At 45.2% G+C, this 15,655-nt stretch carries 12 protein-coding genes; 8 read left to right on the forward strand and 4 right to left on the reverse strand.

What is annotated here, in order from left to right; all coding sequences use genetic code 11:
* The first annotated feature begins 592 nt into the window (after window positions 1-592).
* Window positions 593-1,153 carry a hypothetical protein gene (locus ACFFUV_RS03640; RefSeq protein WP_390189766.1) on the forward strand — a complete coding sequence of 187 codons (561 nt, stop codon included), beginning with the start codon at window positions 593-595 and terminating at the stop codon, window positions 1,151-1,153.
* 460 nt (window positions 1,154-1,613) lie between these two features.
* On the opposite strand, the gene ACFFUV_RS03645 is transcribed toward ACFFUV_RS03640, so the two are convergent.
* The 4 genes from ACFFUV_RS03645 to ACFFUV_RS03660 all read right to left on the reverse strand — a co-directional run bounded on the left by ACFFUV_RS03645 (window position 1,614) and on the right by ACFFUV_RS03660 (window position 7,427).
* Window positions 1,614-3,197, reverse strand: coding sequence for a methyl-accepting chemotaxis protein (locus ACFFUV_RS03645; protein WP_390189767.1), 1,584 nt, complete (start codon window positions 3,195-3,197; stop codon window positions 1,614-1,616).
* Window positions 3,198-3,370: 173 nt separating this feature from the next.
* Complete coding sequence (locus tag ACFFUV_RS03650; RefSeq protein WP_390189768.1) at window positions 3,371-4,546, reverse strand: dienelactone hydrolase family protein; 1,176 nt, start codon at window positions 4,544-4,546, stop codon at window positions 3,371-3,373.
* Window positions 4,547-4,852: 306 nt separating this feature from the next.
* Complete coding sequence (locus ACFFUV_RS03655) at window positions 4,853-6,679, reverse strand: ABC transporter ATP-binding protein (RefSeq protein ID WP_390189769.1); 1,827 nt, start codon at window positions 6,677-6,679, stop codon at window positions 4,853-4,855.
* Between the two features lie 211 nt (window positions 6,680-6,890).
* Window positions 6,891-7,427, reverse strand: coding sequence for a lipocalin family protein (locus ACFFUV_RS03660; protein WP_390189771.1), 537 nt, complete (start codon window positions 7,425-7,427; stop codon window positions 6,891-6,893).
* 263 nt (window positions 7,428-7,690) lie between these two features.
* Here ACFFUV_RS03660 and nirB point away from each other — a divergent pair, with 263 nt between their 5' ends.
* The 7 genes from nirB (at window position 7,691) to ACFFUV_RS03695 (ending at window position 15,602) form a co-directional block, all read left to right on the forward strand.
* Entirely contained in the window at window positions 7,691-10,252 is a 2,562-nt protein-coding gene (gene nirB / locus ACFFUV_RS03665) for a nitrite reductase large subunit NirB (RefSeq protein WP_390189772.1), read from the forward strand.
* 13 nt (window positions 10,253-10,265) lie between these two features.
* Window positions 10,266-10,589 carry a nitrite reductase small subunit NirD gene (gene nirD, locus ACFFUV_RS03670; protein WP_390189774.1) on the forward strand — a complete coding sequence of 108 codons (324 nt, stop codon included), beginning with the start codon at window positions 10,266-10,268 and terminating at the stop codon, window positions 10,587-10,589.
* 125 nt (window positions 10,590-10,714) lie between these two features.
* The gene (locus tag ACFFUV_RS03675; RefSeq protein WP_390189776.1) at window positions 10,715-11,563 is read left to right on the forward strand and encodes a formate/nitrite transporter family protein; all 849 of its coding nucleotides are present in this window, start codon (window positions 10,715-10,717) and stop codon (window positions 11,561-11,563) included.
* A gap of 136 nt (window positions 11,564-11,699) precedes the next feature.
* Window positions 11,700-12,458 carry a uroporphyrinogen-III C-methyltransferase gene (cobA, locus tag ACFFUV_RS03680; protein ID WP_390189779.1) on the forward strand — a complete coding sequence of 253 codons (759 nt, stop codon included), beginning with the start codon at window positions 11,700-11,702 and terminating at the stop codon, window positions 12,456-12,458.
* Between the two features lie 91 nt (window positions 12,459-12,549).
* Window positions 12,550-13,296 carry a siderophore ferric iron reductase gene (locus ACFFUV_RS03685; RefSeq protein ID WP_390189781.1) on the forward strand — a complete coding sequence of 249 codons (747 nt, stop codon included), beginning with the start codon at window positions 12,550-12,552 and terminating at the stop codon, window positions 13,294-13,296.
* A 160-nt stretch (window positions 13,297-13,456) separates the two neighbouring features.
* On the forward strand, window positions 13,457-14,239 hold the full coding sequence (locus ACFFUV_RS03690) for a DUF3450 domain-containing protein (protein ID WP_390189782.1): 783 nt from the start codon (window positions 13,457-13,459) through the stop codon (window positions 14,237-14,239).
* 1 nt (window position 14,240) lies between these two features.
* Window positions 14,241-15,602 carry a MotA/TolQ/ExbB proton channel family protein gene (locus ACFFUV_RS03695; protein ID WP_390189784.1) on the forward strand — a complete coding sequence of 454 codons (1,362 nt, stop codon included), beginning with the start codon at window positions 14,241-14,243 and terminating at the stop codon, window positions 15,600-15,602.
* The last annotated feature ends 53 nt before the right edge of the window (window positions 15,603-15,655 follow it).

The following is a 15,655-nucleotide window of genomic DNA, read 5'->3' on the forward strand; positions in this document are numbered from 1 at the left end:
ATTAAGCCCACAAGATGAACAAGACGAGCTTAAAGCTGGTGGTGAGCTGATAGGTTACCTAGAACGAGTACTCATATTGACCTTTTGCCTTCAGCATGAACATGCTGTGATTGGCTTTATTTTGACGGCCAAGTCCATTTTTCATTTTGGATAATTGAGTTAGAGTAGGAACCGTCACTTAACGGAATATATATTGCTGGGCTCTTTTCTTTCGGTAACATTCACGTCTCTTATCGCGTTAACTATTAATTTTATAAATGCATTATTGTTATAGTGATACTTTCCTTTAATTATTGATAATCAACGCCTTATTTGGAGTAATTATTCAAAAATAAGCGGAGACGTTTATTATTCATTTTCCAATTAATCTTTCACTAAGAGTAAGGGTAATCTAAATATCCTTAATGTTAGTGGAGTTATACCTTTGTTAAGACATGCTATTGATCATAATTATTATTTTTGAGTGTTGAAATTGAAACTTAGGTTAATTATAAGTAGATTTAATAGAATAACATGTAGTAATTAAATAAAATCGAAATCTACCTCTTTCGTCTTGTTATTGAGGTCGTGCGTTCTGGTTGCCAAACCCTATGTGTACGACGAAAGATTCTCGGGTCACTGGTTTATTGATGTTTGTGTTATTTATGACTGCTCGTCACCGAATACATTTAAGGAGTACGACATAGTTAACTTCGCGGTATTAATTCTAGGTAGTGGCATTATTTTGTTTTCACTGATTGCGATTATTTATACATTTCGTAATAAACGTAAAACGGAAATGATACATCACTTGGCACGCTATGCACTGCGTGACGTAAGAAATATTAACGCCTATAAAAAGCAGTGGGCCATTGCTAAGGCGTTAAGTCAAAAACACGGGCACGATGATGATGTTTTTCTTCAGGAGGAGCGGCTAGAAGGCGCATTTAATACACTTGAAGATGAGCTATATCAACTTGATATGCTGGTGAACAATCATCGTTTTTCATGGACTGCTTTGGCTCTGAATCTGCGTAACTGTTGGATGGATATTAAACTTAATACTGACAAACAGCAGAGTGTTGCCAATCTAACAGCGTTGAATGATGAATTTGAAGTGCAATACGTAGCGTTAATTGATGCTCTAGAAATGCTAGAAGGGGATGATTATTGATTGTTTTGTATTTTGATAATTATTATCATTTAGTTTAGTTGTTATTGAAAATAAAAAAGCCACCGAAAAGGTGGCGCTAAAAATAAGCGATTTGAGTTTATCAGATAGAAGAGATTTAAATTTAAACCATTTCTATTTTTTATCAAGATTAAATTACATATTCTTTCGTTTGGATCGTGAGCTGCCCGTTTACTCGCAATTTTATTAAAATATTTACTCTAATAATGCGAGGTAAAGCAATATACCCAAGGTTATTTATAAAATAAAAAACGATGGTTTGTTTTTTATATAACATTTAAATTAATTTATGGTTAGAAGTCGGTCTTCTTAAAATTTCGTAATTAAAAATGTAATATTTTCAATTAGTTATCTTTGGTGTTAGTGAGCTTTTTTACATCGATGGTTGGCTGTCGTTTGGGGATGTAAAGAGTCAACACACGAAGTGCTGACTTTTTATCGGTTACACTTTAAAAATCCGAATTGCGTCATCAAGATCACGAGCGAGGGTATCGAGATCGTCAACATTGGTGTTGCAAGCCATCACCGCATTATTTGATTCGTTGATCATCTGTGAGATTTTTTCGAAGTGCTTCGCGAGTTCATCTGCGACGATGGTTTGCTCCGAAGTTGCATTTGAGACATCTTTAACCATCGTCAGGGTATCAAGCGAACTGTTTTTAATGTCTTCAAGCATGGTTGCCACCTGAGCCGAGGTGGTCACACTGTTCTCTACCGTCGGCAAGATTGATTTTACAAGGTTGGCCACTTGATCCGTTTCCGTCTGTACTACACCAATCGTATCTGTGATTTCAGAGGTGGCTTTAGCTGTGCGAGAAGCAAGGGTTCGCACTTCATCAGCGACGACTGCAAACCCACGGCCTTGTTCTCCTGCACGCGCTGCTTCTATCGCAGCGTTAAGCGCAAGCAGGTTTGTTTGTTCTGCGATATCGTTAATGACATTGACGACTTCACCAATTTGCGATGAACGCTGTTGCAGTTTATCGATGTTTCCTACCGATTCTTCAAGCTGTTTGGAAATTGCCTGAATATGGTCTGATGAAGCCAAAACTACCGTTTCCCCCTCGCTGCACATGGTATTTGAGCGTACTGAGTTGTCCTCAGTTTGTGTCGCGTGACGGGCGATCTCTTCAATGCAAGTTGAAAGCTCTTGTATTGAAGCGGCTGTCGAGTGGGAGGCGTCAGAGGAGGCGGTAGAAGCCGCGGAGATATTCTCCATCTGGGTTTTTAATTGCGCAGTAGATGTGGTCAGTTGTTTTGAACCGGAGCGAATACTTTGCACCGCATCGCGAAGTGATTGTTGCATTTTGGATATGGAGCCCAGCAAGCTGTTATCGCTGAACTTACCTTGAATTTTCTCATCGAGATTACCTTGGGCTATATGTTGGGTAATAGCCATGGCGTAACTCGGTTCGCCGCCGATTTTGCCAAGAATATTTCGAGCGATGTAAAGGGCGATAGCAATAATGACCGCCAGTACTAATACTGACAAGGCAAGAAACGAGATGACTACTTGCCAATAAGCTTCGTTGATATCATCCATATAGGCGCCAATGCCCATTACCCAATTCCAATTAGGTATTTTGGCCATACCATTAATTTTGACGATCATTTCATCGGTGCCAGGTTTGCTGTTATTGGACACCTTGAAATCAAGCGTTTTGCCACGCAGTTGAGCTATCGCTTCTGGGTATGACTTTTGATAGGTGCCGACAACGCCATCTCGGACGTGTACTCGAGCGATGCCATTGTTGTCATTCGCCCAAATGTAGGAGCTACCGTAGCGAATGCCAGATAAAATATCGACGACACGCTCTTCCGCTTGTTCTCGGGTAATTTGCCCAGATTGTTCCATTTCTACCCAGCGATTTACTTGGTTGAGGGTTAAATTCAAAATCGTTTCGATTTCATGTTTTCTCCCTTCAATTAATTGATTATTGAGTAGTTTTAATGCGAGGGTGCCATTAAGTAAAAGTGCAATCGCCATGACTGCAATTAAACTGGCCAGTTGTTTCGAAAGTTTCATGGGGGCCTCATTTCTTTGAACATCAATAAAGTGTCAATCAAATGCGCCGCGGCGCACTGCTTAAATGGGTGTTAGGTATTATTTGAATTATCATGGTTGTGTTATGCAGCATTGGACGACCCAACCCGTCCAATGCTGTTTTCTCTTTTTATTTTGAATGTGGTCGAACGTGACTAACGAACAAATTGACTGTCTAACCAGTCAAATGCCTCCTCTTGCATGTCTTCGGTAAAGGTGTGGCCTTTGTTTGGCCAAATTTTCGTTGTAAGTTTGTCGTCGGCTTGATTGGCATCCCACACTGAATGCATTTTGTTGAAAGCCGTTTCAACTGAGTCGATAGGAAAAAGCGTATCTTGGCCGCCTGCGAATACCAGCATTGGCTTTGGTGCACTGAGTGCGGCGATGTCAGGATAGTCAAGATACTTACTGATGGTAGGATGAAGCATGCTGAAGGCAGACTGTCCTTTAAGCTGGTTGTTCCCAGGCACCATCAAACCTTTCATGGTGCCCATCCAGCAATCGACGACGCCCGCAGTAATGTCATCAGAAAGAGCGGTGACTTGCCAGGCGCGAAAAGCCCCCATTGAAAAACCGACCGCCGCCACACGCTTGCGGTCGACTTCGGGTTGGTGGGCAAGAAATTGGGCGGCGCGAGCATCTTCTAAAGCGATGATGCCAGCAAATGACGAACCGAGATTAAAGAGGTTAGAGGCTAGGGCTTGTTGCGAGTCGGTTTTAAATCCTTCAACTGAGCGGTCACCCCATCCCAATGCATCAATAGAGAGGACGACATAGCCACGTTTCGCCAGTTCGTCACCAGGATAGCGACCGGAGAAGTAGCGTTGTGCCCAATCTTGCGATGACGCTAGGCGCGCATCGTTATTCCAGGTTTCAACAAATTTTTCCTTGCCGATATCGAACTTGCTGCCGTGGTCGTGTAAAAACAGCGCGGCGGGGAATGGGCCTCGGCCTTTAGGGATCAGCTTTAAGGCCATAACGCGAGACTCCGCACTGATATTAAACACAATTTTCTGAGCAATATAATCGCCACGATCAATTTCATCGATAACCATTGGCATAAAAGGCGTGTTGTCTTGGTAGGGGAAGATCACGTCACGGGCTTTTTCAAGACCACGTTTGCGCCACTGCTTAGGGTTCTTAATGTCATCGTTCCAAGCTAAGGCAAATGGCATTCGTTCTTTGAGCTGCTCATAAAACAGCGGAAAAGTGCGATCAGGAGAATCAAACGCTTGCGTTTGATACTCTGGGCCGCTGGCAGCAGAAAATGCCGTTGAGGTAAAGCAGGTGACACAGGCAGTCGCGAGTAGGGTAATAACGTTCTTTTTCATTGGTATTTTCGTCCTTGTGAGATGGTATTATCATCACTTGAGAAATTATAAGAACGTGAAATCAATTGTCGTGATTATACTGGCAATTTAGGATTGCCGATCGAGTTTTTAAAAAGGTGTTTTATTATTTATTGGTAGGTTGTCACGTTTATTTGTGGGTGAGTGTTATGCTGTTCTAAATGTGGTTAGTACATTGAAGCGTGGCGTCCGTGTGCTTCATGTGATTGCGAAGAAAAAAAAGCGACACCTGTGTGCCGCTTAGAATTTAAAATCAAGGTTCAGATATTTATCACTAAAGTATGGTCTTTATTCTCCGATGAACCCGCCAGTCTGATGGGCCCAAAGTTGGGCGTAAATACCTTTCTTTTCAATCAGCTCTTGATGGGAGCCTTGTTCAACAATTTGCCCTTGTTCCATCACAATTAACCGATCCATCGCGGCAATGGTCGATAAGCGGTGAGCAATGGCAATCACCGTTTTGCCTTCCATCAAAGCATCAAGGTTTTCCTGAATTGCAACTTCCACTTCAGAATCCAATGCTGAGGTCGCTTCGTCCATAATCAAAATAGGCGCGTTTTTGAGTAAGACGCGAGCAATGGCAATACGTTGACGTTGACCACCCGATAATTTCACGCCCCGTTCACCGACTTCAACATCATAGCCACTGCGTCCCTGTTCATCACGCAGCGTGGTGATGAACTCATGCGCATGCGCTTGTTTGGCCGCTTCAATTAATGCTTCTTCACTGGCATCAGGCGCACCGTAAAGAATGTTATCGCGAATGGAGCGGTGCAATAATGAGGTGTCTTGAGTAATCATGCCTATTTGATGACGCAGTGACTCCTGAGATACCTGTGAAATATCTTGGTCATCAATACGAATGGTTCCAGAGTTGATGTCGTAAAAGCGCAGCAGCAAGTTAACTAAGCTGGATTTACCCGCTCCAGAACGCCCGACAATCCCCACTTTCTCACCCGGCTTAAGTGTGAGTTTCAATTGATTAAACACCGAAACTTCGTCGCTGTAATTGAAGTTGACGTGGTCAAACTCAATTTTACCTTGGTTTACCTTAAGGGGTTTGGCGTTAGGGACATCTTTGATCTCAACATCGGTAGAGATGGTATTCATGCCATCAACCACGGTGCCGATATTTTCGAACAGCCCGCTCAGTTCCCACATGATCCATTTCGACATTCCCTGTACGCGCAAAGCAATACTGATCGCGACAGCGATAACGCCAACCGTCACCGAAGCGTCCATCCACAACATGATAGAAAGCGCTGCAATTGAAAACAGCAATAAATAGTTAAGAATGTCGACACTTAACAGCAGGCAAGTAGCCATTCTCATTTGGCGATATACGGTTTGCAGAAATGACTTCATACTGCTTTCTGCATACTTCATTTCACGTTCCGAATGTGAAAACAGCTTGACGGTCGTGATGTTGGTATAGCTATCGACAATGCGTCCTGTCATCTGCGAACGCGCATCGGCTTGGTCTGTCGCAATGGCTTTCATGCGCGGGATAAAATAAAACTGGATGACGATATAGAGGATAAGCCAGATAAGGATAGGCAACATCATCACCAGATCTGCTTCACCCATCATCCACACCATCGAGGCAAAATAGACACTGATGTAGACCATCACATCGACCAACTTCATCACCGTTTCACGAATCGCTAAAGCGCTTTGCATTACTTTCGTGGCGACACGTCCGGCGAAATCCCGTTGAAAAAAGCCAACGCTTTGCTTTAGCAGATAACGATGCACTAACCAGCGGATAGACATCGGATAGTTACCCAGCAATGTTTGATGCATGATCATCGAGTGTGTGAACGCCAAAATCGGCATGACAACCACCACGAGCAGGCCCATCGACCACAAGGTATCACTTTGGTTTTGCCAAAATGTTGAGCGCTCTTGGCTGCCAAGAATATCCACCAGTTCGCCCATGTAGCGAAGCAAAGTCACCTCTGCAATGGCGACACATGCGCTGAGGATCGACATTAAAATAAGCGGTATTTCATAACCACGCGTGTAATGTCGGCAAAAACCTAATAGGTTTTTAGGTGGCTTTTGTGGCTCCTCTTGGGGAAAAGGAGTGGTAAGGCTTTCGAACCATTGAAACATGAATAAATAGACCTAACGCAATGAAAAAGAAATGTGTATTTATTGACCGGAATTTGTAGAAACTCTGTTAACGATCAAAGAAATGCGCGCTCATGATAAGCGTAATTGACGCAAGACTCAAATATGAACAACTTGATTCATCAGTTAACAGAACGGGTGGGGGAAAGAAAAACCAGCAAACGGTTATCCGTCTGCTGGTTTAAAGCAAGCATTACTCAGGTTGGGTTTGTTGCTCCGGGTAGATAAGTGCGGAGGTATCAAAGCCTGCTTTTTTTGCAATGGTCTGATATTTGTCGAGCTGAGCGTCAGTGAGAGTCGGTGTGCGCGATAAAATCCACATATAATCGCGATTATAGCCACTGACTAAGGCGACAGAGTAATCCGGTTCTAAGAAGTAGACGATATAACTGCTGTAGAACGGCCCGAAAAATGACACTTTGAGGTGGCCTTCGTCATTGTCGCCAGCAAATTTGGCTTTGCCAACTGCCTCGCTCCACTCATTGTCTTCTTGGTTCCACCCTTTATTAATGACTTCAACGCTGCCGTCTTCTTGCAATGTGTAGGTCGCTGATATATTGGATAAGCCCCGTTCAAATGGGTGATCGAGCCTGGCGATTTCATACCATTTTCCCATATAAGTCTGCACATCAAAGTTATCTACAGGTTGAATGTCATCAGGAATCCCCGTACAAGCTGCGAGCGATATTGCGGTAAATAGGGTGATAAAAGCACGTTTTATCCAAGCCATAGTTGTCAGTCCTTATTGATGAGATGCGAAGTAAAGATAGCTGTAAAATCAACATCATGATAGCAATTCAACCGCCAATTGTTATACGCAAGAAAAAGAATTTAGGATGAGGCTCGTTGGTGAGAGAAGTTTTTACTTCGAATTTGAGCGTTTTACCTACCCCTTTAGGGTAGTTTGGACGGTGAATTGATTTATATCATCTAACGTTTTGGCTGCGCATTTAAAAATTCACTCAGTGAAATAATTAACACTTAGGAATTCTTATGGGCAAGTTGAAACTTGTGGTCATCGGTAATGGGATGGTTGGCCACCGATTTTTAGAAGACCTGGTTGAGAAAGCTGACGTCTCTCAATTCGAAGTGACGGTATTTTGTGAAGAGCCTCGTGTTGCTTATGACCGTGTGCATCTCTCATCCTACTTCTCTCACCATACTGCTGATGAACTTTCTCTTGTGAAAGAAGGATTTTTTGACAAGCACGGTATTCAGGTATTGGTGGGCGAGCGCGCCATCAATATTAACCGCGACAATAAAACCGTCTATTCAAGCTCAGGCCGAGAAATTGGTTATGACAAGCTGGTTCTTGCTACGGGCTCATATCCATTCGTACCACCGATTAAAGGCAATGAGAACAAAGACTGTTTTGTTTACCGCACCATAGAAGACCTAAAAGCGATAGAAGCGTGTGCTAAGCACAGCAAAAGTGGTGTTGTCGTTGGTGGCGGCTTGTTAGGGCTTGAAGCCGCGGGGGCATTGAAAGCTTTGGGCGTGACGACGCATGTGGTTGAATTCGCGCCTGTACTGATGGCAGAGCAACTCGACGCGCAAGGTGGGTTGCAGCTACGCAATAAAATTGAACGCATGGGCGTTCAAGTCCATACCAGTAAGAATACCTTGGAGATCGTTGCGGGTGGTGAACAGGCTCGTAATACCATGCAATTTGCTGATGGTTCGGCGTTAGAAACGGACTTTATCGTGTTTTCGGCAGGTATTCGCCCACAAGATAAGCTAGCTTGTCAAATGGGGCTAGATATCGCGCCGCGCGGCGGCGTCGCAATCAATGACAAATGCCAAACATCAGACAGCGATATCTACGCGATTGGCGAATGCGCATCGTGGAATGAAAAGTTCTACGGGTTAGTCGCGCCCGGCTACAAAATGGCAACGGTCGCGGTCGACCATTTACTTGGCCACAGCAGTCGGTTTGAAGGTGCTGATATGAGCGCTAAGCTCAAGCTGTTGGGAGTGAAAGTGGGTTCGATTGGCGATGCCAATGGGAGAACGCCAAATTGCAAAAGTTATGTTTATCAAAATGAAGAGCTAGACGTTTATAAGCGAATTATCGTCTCTGAGGATGGTAAAAAACTGCTTGGCGCCGTGTTGGTTGGCGATACGTCAGACTACGGTGATTTGTTGCAATTAATGCTCAATGAAATCGAACTGCCTCAGCATCCCGATAGCTTAATTTTACCGGCACACGCGGGCGCAGAAAAACCGGCACTGGGTGCGGATGCACTTCCTGAAAGCGCGGTTATTTGCTCTTGTTTTGATGTCACCAAAGGCAAAATCGCTCAAGCGGTAGCCGATGGTTGTCATACGCTGGCTGATGTCAAAGCCGCTACAGGTGCAGGCTCGGGATGTGGCGGCTGCGTGCCGCTCGTCACTTCAGTGCTGAATGCCGAATTGGCGAAGTCAGGTATTGAAGTAAAAAATGACGTTTGCGCTCACTTTGCTTATTCGCGTCAAGAGCTGTTTCATTTAGTGCGTATCGAAGAGATTAAAACGTTTGATGAACTGCTTGAGAAGCACGGTCACGGTTATGGTTGTGAGGTATGTAAACCTCTCGTCGGATCCATTTTGGCCTCTTGCTGGGGTGAGCATATTCTTAAGCCACAGCTTGTCAAACTGCATGACACCAATGACAACTTCCTTGGCAATATTCAAAAAGATGGCACCTATTCTGTGATTCCACGGATGGCTGGCGGTGAAGTGACGCCTCAGGCTCTTGGTGTATTGGCGCAAGTCGCGGAGCAATACAAGTTGTACACGAAGGTGACTGGCGCTCAGCGTATCGGTTTATTTGGCGCTCAAAAAGATGACCTGCCAGCCATTTGGTCACAGCTGATCAGCGCTGGATTCGAAACAGGCCAAGCGTACGCCAAGGCGCTGCGGATGGCGAAAACCTGCGTTGGCTCAACCTGGTGTCGTTATGGTGTTCAGGATTCTGTTGGCTTGGGCTCGTACATCGAGAACCGTTACAAAGGCATTCGCACCCCACATAAAATGAAGTTTGGTGTCTCTGGCTGTACGCGTGAATGTGCAGAAGCGCAAGGTAAAGATCTTGGCATCATCGCGACGGATGCTGGCTGGAATATGTACGTTTGCGGTAACGGTGGGATGAAACCCCGTCATGCCGACTTGTTGGCGAGTGATCTCGATAAAGCAACACTGATCAAATATATCGACCGCTTCATGATGTTCTACATTCGCACAGCGGCCCCGCTTCAACGAACTTCCGTCTGGTTTGAAAATCTCGAAGGCGGCATTGATTACCTGCGTGAAGTGATTATTGATGACAAGTTGGGCATCAACCAACAGCTAGAAGCGGACGTTGCGAAGTTGGTCGAGGCCTATCACTGCGAATGGACGGAAGCGCTCGCTGACGAATCAAAACTCAAGCGTTTTGCCCATTTCGTTAACTCAGAACAACGTGATGATAACGTTGTGTTTGTTGATGAACGTCAGCAACACCGCCCTGCGACGCTGAGTGAAAAGCACCCACAGCGTAAAGGCGATATTCTACATGTCGCTGCCAGTGAAGCCTAAGAGGAGCCTCATTATGCCATTTGAAAAAGTCTGTCTTATTGACGATATCATTCCGGGGACGGGCGTTTGCGCGCTAGTCAATGGTGAGCAAGTCGCGGTTTTTCGTCCGACACTCGACGAACAAGTTTTCGCTATCAGTAATACTGACCCATTTTTTGAAGCCAACGTATTATCACGTGGCCTTATTTGTGAGCATCAGGAAGCGCTTTGGGTTGCGAGCCCATTGAAAAAGCAACGCTTTAATCTTGCGACAGGTGAGTGTTTGGAGGATGCAAAGTTTAGCGTCAAGCCATACCAAGCTCGTGTCATCAATGGTGAGGTTGAAATCGCCGCATAGTGGCAGCGCCCTCTCTTTTGTGGGAGGGCAAATCCAACTGATGGAATAGCCAAAGATCTTTGAGAAGTCCCTTTGCCTATTCAATCCTAAACCTTTTAATTTTCACTTTTGATAGGGATACAATTATGTCTGCATTAAAACCTGTAGAATTTGTCCAAACCATGATCGATGTTGGCGAAGCCAAAATCAAAACGAGCACGCGTGATTTAATTTTACGCGGTGCAATGGCAGGGATCATCTTGTCGTTAGCGGTAGTGGTGGCCATCACCGCCATTACTCAAACTGGAATTGGCGTGGTGGGCGCGTTGGTCTTCCCTGTTGGGTTTTGTATTTTGAGCTTGATGGGGTATGACTTAGTCACCGGAGTCTTTGGTTTAGCGCCATTGGCTAAACTTGATAACCGCTCAGGTGTCACTTGGGGTCGTGTTGTGCGCTGTTGGGCGCTCGTCGGGTTTGGTAATTTGCTTGGCTCGTTGATTGTTGCGGGTTTGATTGCGTTATCGCTAACCATGAACTTTAGCATGGAGCCCAATGCAGTAGGGCAGACGTTTATTAAAGTGTCTACTGCGCGCACCGTTGGTTTTGAGCAATTGGGCGCAGACGGTTGGATTACCTGTTTCGTGCGTGGGATTTTATGTAACCTAATGGTGTGTCTTGGGGTCATTGGTAATATGACTGCGCGTTCAGTGGCTGGAAAAATTGCTGCCATGTGGTTGCCTATCTTTATCTTTTTTGCGTTGGTATTTGAGCACGCGGTTGTGAATATGTTTTTGTTCCCACTTGGCATGATGCTTGGCGCTGACTTTGGCGTTGCCACTTGGCTTAACTTCAATTTGGTTCCCACTATTTTGGGGAACATTGTCGGTGGGTTGCTATTTACGGCAATTCCTCTGTATCTAACTCATGCGAAAACCGCGCCTGCGTTAGGTTCTCAGTCACAAGGTACCACTCAGGCGGTATTTCATTCGAAGTAAGGGAATGATGGGCTTTGCCTCAAGTGAAGCCCATGTATTCCTCTGTATGAGGATAACAAGTCATGTTCTGAAAACGGTGAATGTGACTTTTTATCCTTAAACTCCTGTACTTCTCCTTTTTATGAGGACTTGCGTAATGATGACAAATCATTCCTTCGCCGATTTAGGCTTTGTATCCTTAGTAGGCGCAGGGCCAGGCGACCCAGAGCTGCTGACTGTGAAAGCGCTGCGTGTTATTCAGCAAGCCCAAGTTGTGGTCTACGATCGTTTGGTTTCTCAAGCGATTCTTGACTTAGCCCCGACCGACGCTGAGCGTATTTACGTCGGTAAGCAGCTCGATTTTCATTGTGTTCCTCAATCTCAAATTAACCAGATCTTGGTCGACAAGGCGCAGCAAGGAAAACGTGTTGTGCGTTTGAAAGGCGGAGACTCGTTTATTTTTGGCCGAGGAGGCGAAGAGCTTGAAGTGCTCGCGCAGCACCAAATTCGTTACGAAGTTGTGCCTGGTATCACTGCTGCCGCTGGTGCAACGGCTTACGCGGGTATTCCACTCACTCATCGAGATTACGCGCAAAGTGTCCAGTTCATTACTGGTCATCTTCAAAAAAACGGAGCTCCAATCAATTGGCACTGCCTTGCACAAAGTAACCAAACCTTAGTGTTTTATATGGGGCTGAAGCAAAGCGGACATATCACTGATAACCTGCTTCAAGCGGGGGTAAGTGGCGATATGCCGTGTGCAGTTATTGAACGAGGCACCACGGCTCGCCAACGTGTGTTAACGGGGTGCTTGCTGCAACTACCGCATTTGGCGCAGCAAGCCGAAAGCCCAGCGCTGATTGTGGTTGGCCAGGTGGCTGAATTGCACCAAAAGCTACACTGGTTCCAACCTTGAGTATGCTGTGCTGATAATGAGATTAGTTAATGTCAGTTAATGATAACTAATTGCATTTATTTTCTGCAGCTTATATTCTTGCGACATCGACGTGTCATTTGTTCAAGTATTTATGTCTGCATCTTCATTCTTTTCCCAGTTGTACGTCAAATCGTCTGAAATAACCCCCTATTTGTGTGGCTATGAGGGCGAGGTTGAACTGAAAGCCATTCGACCGCAGCAATCCAATGCTCAAGTCGTCCAGGAATTGTATTCGCAGATTGAACAACGCAACCCTGAGGCGGGCAGTGCATATTGGCTCACTCGAACTTGGTCATTGCTGTGTTGGCAGCCCACCTATCTTGCTTTTATTTCAGTTTATGGTTTTCAGCGCGTGCCGACGTTAACCCAACTTATTCAATATAAAACTGACTGCTTTGTAACCGGTTACCAATTTGATGAACTGACCGTCGAGCAAGGTGAGCTAGATCAGGTCATCGTTAAAGCAGGCGAGCAACTCCGGCGACTGTTTGATGAATATCGAGAAGATATGGCGAACTGGACACGCATTCGCCCTGGGTTTGCTGACCATATTTTTGGCGATGCAATCATTGCGTGTTTATTGCAATGTTTTTATGCCCAGCAGGTGTCTCGAGAGCAGGTTTTTGAACACGCACGACTATGGCTTAACGCCTGTCGGTTGCCGTTATCGTTAACAGACACGTTGCTTGAGAAACTGCCTTCAGAACAGTTGGTTCAAGTACGAAAAAGCTGCTGTTTAATTTATAAATGCGATGGACGCGGGCTCTGTGCTAACTGCCCACGTTTGCCTGAAAACAAAGAATTGTTAGCGCGTTAGGCGAATGATAAAAAAATCAGTAGAGACCGAGTTACTCTCAGGTTCTTTGTTTTTGGTCATTGGAATTAACATCAAAAATCGTTACTATGGAATCTAGGTGATAATGAGATTGCTTATCAACTCGGCCATGTAACTTTTCTTAAAGTCATTGATTATTGATATGAAACTAACCAGATCCAAATTAGCCCTTTTACTAGCGGCAGTGTATTCCTCTTCTTTTTCTGCGTCTTTGTGGGCGCAGGAGTCGTTAAATCAAGCTCAATCAGTGCAGAGCAGAACCAATGCGGCTTCGGCGTCGAGCCAAAAAAACATTGATAAAAGTGCAGAGCAATCTTTGGAGTTACGTGGCGATATCGAACGACTTCAAGAAGAAGTAAAAAATATGAAAGTGTACCGCGACCACTTGTCCGCATTAGTGAAAAGCCAAGAAGGTGAAGCTGACAGTCTCGCGGTGCAAATTGAAGAGATTAAAGATACACGTCAAGGCATTGTGCCGCTGATGTATTCAATGTTGGATGGATTAAAGTCGATTGTCAGCAATGACAAACCCATAAAATTGGCTCAACGTCAGCAGCGTATCGAAAAGCTCGAGTCTTTAATGACGCGTGCAGATGTCAGTGATGCAGAGAAATACCGCCGTATTTTGGAGGCGTACCAAATAGAGATGGATTACGGCACCAAATTAGATGCGTATCAAGGCGAAGTCGATATTGATGGCCAAACTCGTCAAGCGGATATTTTACACCTTGGGCGCATTTCGCTCGTTGCACGCAATTTCGACCAGAGTGAATACTGGGCATGGAACCAGAAAACGCAGACTTGGCAAAGTGTTGACGCCAGCTTGCAACCTGAAATCAATAAAGCATTCAGTGTGGCAATGCAGCAAAGTGCTCCAGGCCTTTTGATCTTGCCAGTGTCTTTAGCAAAAGGAGAGGCAAACTAAGATGAAATTGAGAACACTCTCTATTGCGATGCTTTCAGTGACAATGTCACTTCATGTGTTTGCGGCTGACTCTCTCGTCGGCTCCGCACAAACCGAACAACGCCAACAGGCGCAACATAACGCTCAGCGTGAAGCTGGTTTTAAGCAGACTCAGCAAGAGTTGCAAACGTTAAAAAACAAGTTGCAAGCAGAGCGCGAGCAACTGCAAACGCAAACGGATGAATTGACTGAGCAGTTTAGCCAAAATGAAGACAACCTAGCACGCTTAGAAGAGCAGTTGCGACTTGAAAGCGGCAGCCTAGGTGAAGTATTTGGCGTAGTACGTCAAAACGCGAAAGAGCTGCAAAGTGAAATCCACCAATCCGTAACGAAAATCGATAACCAGCAACATGCATCGACTGTTGATGATATCGTCGACGCGAAGTCGCTGCCGTCGATGAAGCAACTGACCGGTCTTTGGAAGGCATTTGAAGAGCAAATTTCAGCCAGCGGTGAGTTTTCTCGTACAGAGATTAAATTTGTTGATGGCCAAGGGCAGATTTCTCAGGTGCCCGCTGAGCGTATCGGTAGCTTTGGCCTCATTACCGACCAAGGTTATGTCGATTGGAAAGGCGAGAAAGATGAGGCTCAGCGTTTTGCGAAGCAACCAGAGGATGGTCCAACCCTATCATCGCTTTCTGCTCTGGATGATGACGGCATTGTTAATATGGTGGTAGACCCATCACGAGGTGTGATGATTGACCAACTGTCGCTTACGCCAAGCCTGACTGAGCGTCTGCAAGCCGGTGGTGTTGTCGGTAAAATTATTCTTGGTCTATTGCTGATTGGTTTGATTATTGCGGTCGTCCGTGGTTCGAGCTTAGCTATCGCGCGTCAGAAAATTGGTGCGCAGCTTAAAAATCCTCAGCAGCCGGGTGATAACCCGCTTGGGCGTGTTCTAGGGGTATACAACAAAGAGCAAAATCAAACAGTGGAGGCATTAGAATTGCGTCTGCTTGAAGCGGTGGTTGATGAACAATCGAGCCTAGAAAAAGGGTTGTCGATGTTGAAACTTCTTGCTGCATTGGCGCCGATGTTGGGGCTACTGGGTACCGTAACCGGAATGATCGAAACGTTCCAGGTGATCACTCAATTTGGTAACGGCGATCCTAAAGTGATGGCAGGTGGCATTTCGATGGCTCTTATTACCACCGTTCTTGGTTTGGTGGCGGCGATGCCGTTATTGCTGGCCCATAACTTCTTGAGTTCACAGGCTGAGCACATTCGCAATATTCTTGAAAAGCAAGGTATTGGCCTTGTCGCCGAACAGGCTGAAAAAGAGCTTAAACCTTCTATGAACTCTGCGGTAGGGAATGCAGCGTAATGGAAAGCTTTAGCTTATTTGCTTGGTTGCCAGATGCTCTGATCAATACCAAT

Origin of the sequence: Vibrio olivae, from assembly GCF_042428525.1 — a bacterium.
Lineage (GTDB): Bacteria > Pseudomonadota > Gammaproteobacteria > Enterobacterales > Vibrionaceae > Vibrio > Vibrio olivae.

Excerpts from the sequence above, each read along its gene's own strand:
- ACFFUV_RS03645 (WP_390189767.1), bottom strand. The coding sequence starts at position 3,197 with ATGAAACTTTCGAAACAACTGGCCAGTTTAATTGCAGTCATGGCGATT.
- ACFFUV_RS03650 (WP_390189768.1), bottom strand. The coding sequence starts at position 4,546 with ATGAAAAAGAACGTTATTACCCTACTCGCGACTGCCTGTGTCACCTGC.
- ACFFUV_RS03655 (WP_390189769.1), bottom strand. The coding sequence starts at position 6,679 with ATGTTTCAATGGTTCGAAAGCCTTACCACTCCTTTTCCCCAAGAGGAG.
- ACFFUV_RS03660 (WP_390189771.1), bottom strand. The coding sequence starts at position 7,427 with ATGGCTTGGATAAAACGTGCTTTTATCACCCTATTTACCGCAATATCG.
- nirB (WP_390189772.1), top strand. The coding sequence starts at position 7,691 with ATGGGCAAGTTGAAACTTGTGGTCATCGGTAATGGGATGGTTGGCCAC.
- nirD (WP_390189774.1), top strand. The coding sequence starts at position 10,266 with ATGCCATTTGAAAAAGTCTGTCTTATTGACGATATCATTCCGGGGACG.
- ACFFUV_RS03675 (WP_390189776.1), top strand. The coding sequence starts at position 10,715 with ATGTCTGCATTAAAACCTGTAGAATTTGTCCAAACCATGATCGATGTT.
- cobA (WP_390189779.1), top strand. The coding sequence starts at position 11,700 with ATGATGACAAATCATTCCTTCGCCGATTTAGGCTTTGTATCCTTAGTA.
- ACFFUV_RS03690 (WP_390189782.1), top strand. The coding sequence starts at position 13,457 with ATGAAACTAACCAGATCCAAATTAGCCCTTTTACTAGCGGCAGTGTAT.
- ACFFUV_RS03695 (WP_390189784.1), top strand. The coding sequence starts at position 14,241 with ATGAAATTGAGAACACTCTCTATTGCGATGCTTTCAGTGACAATGTCA.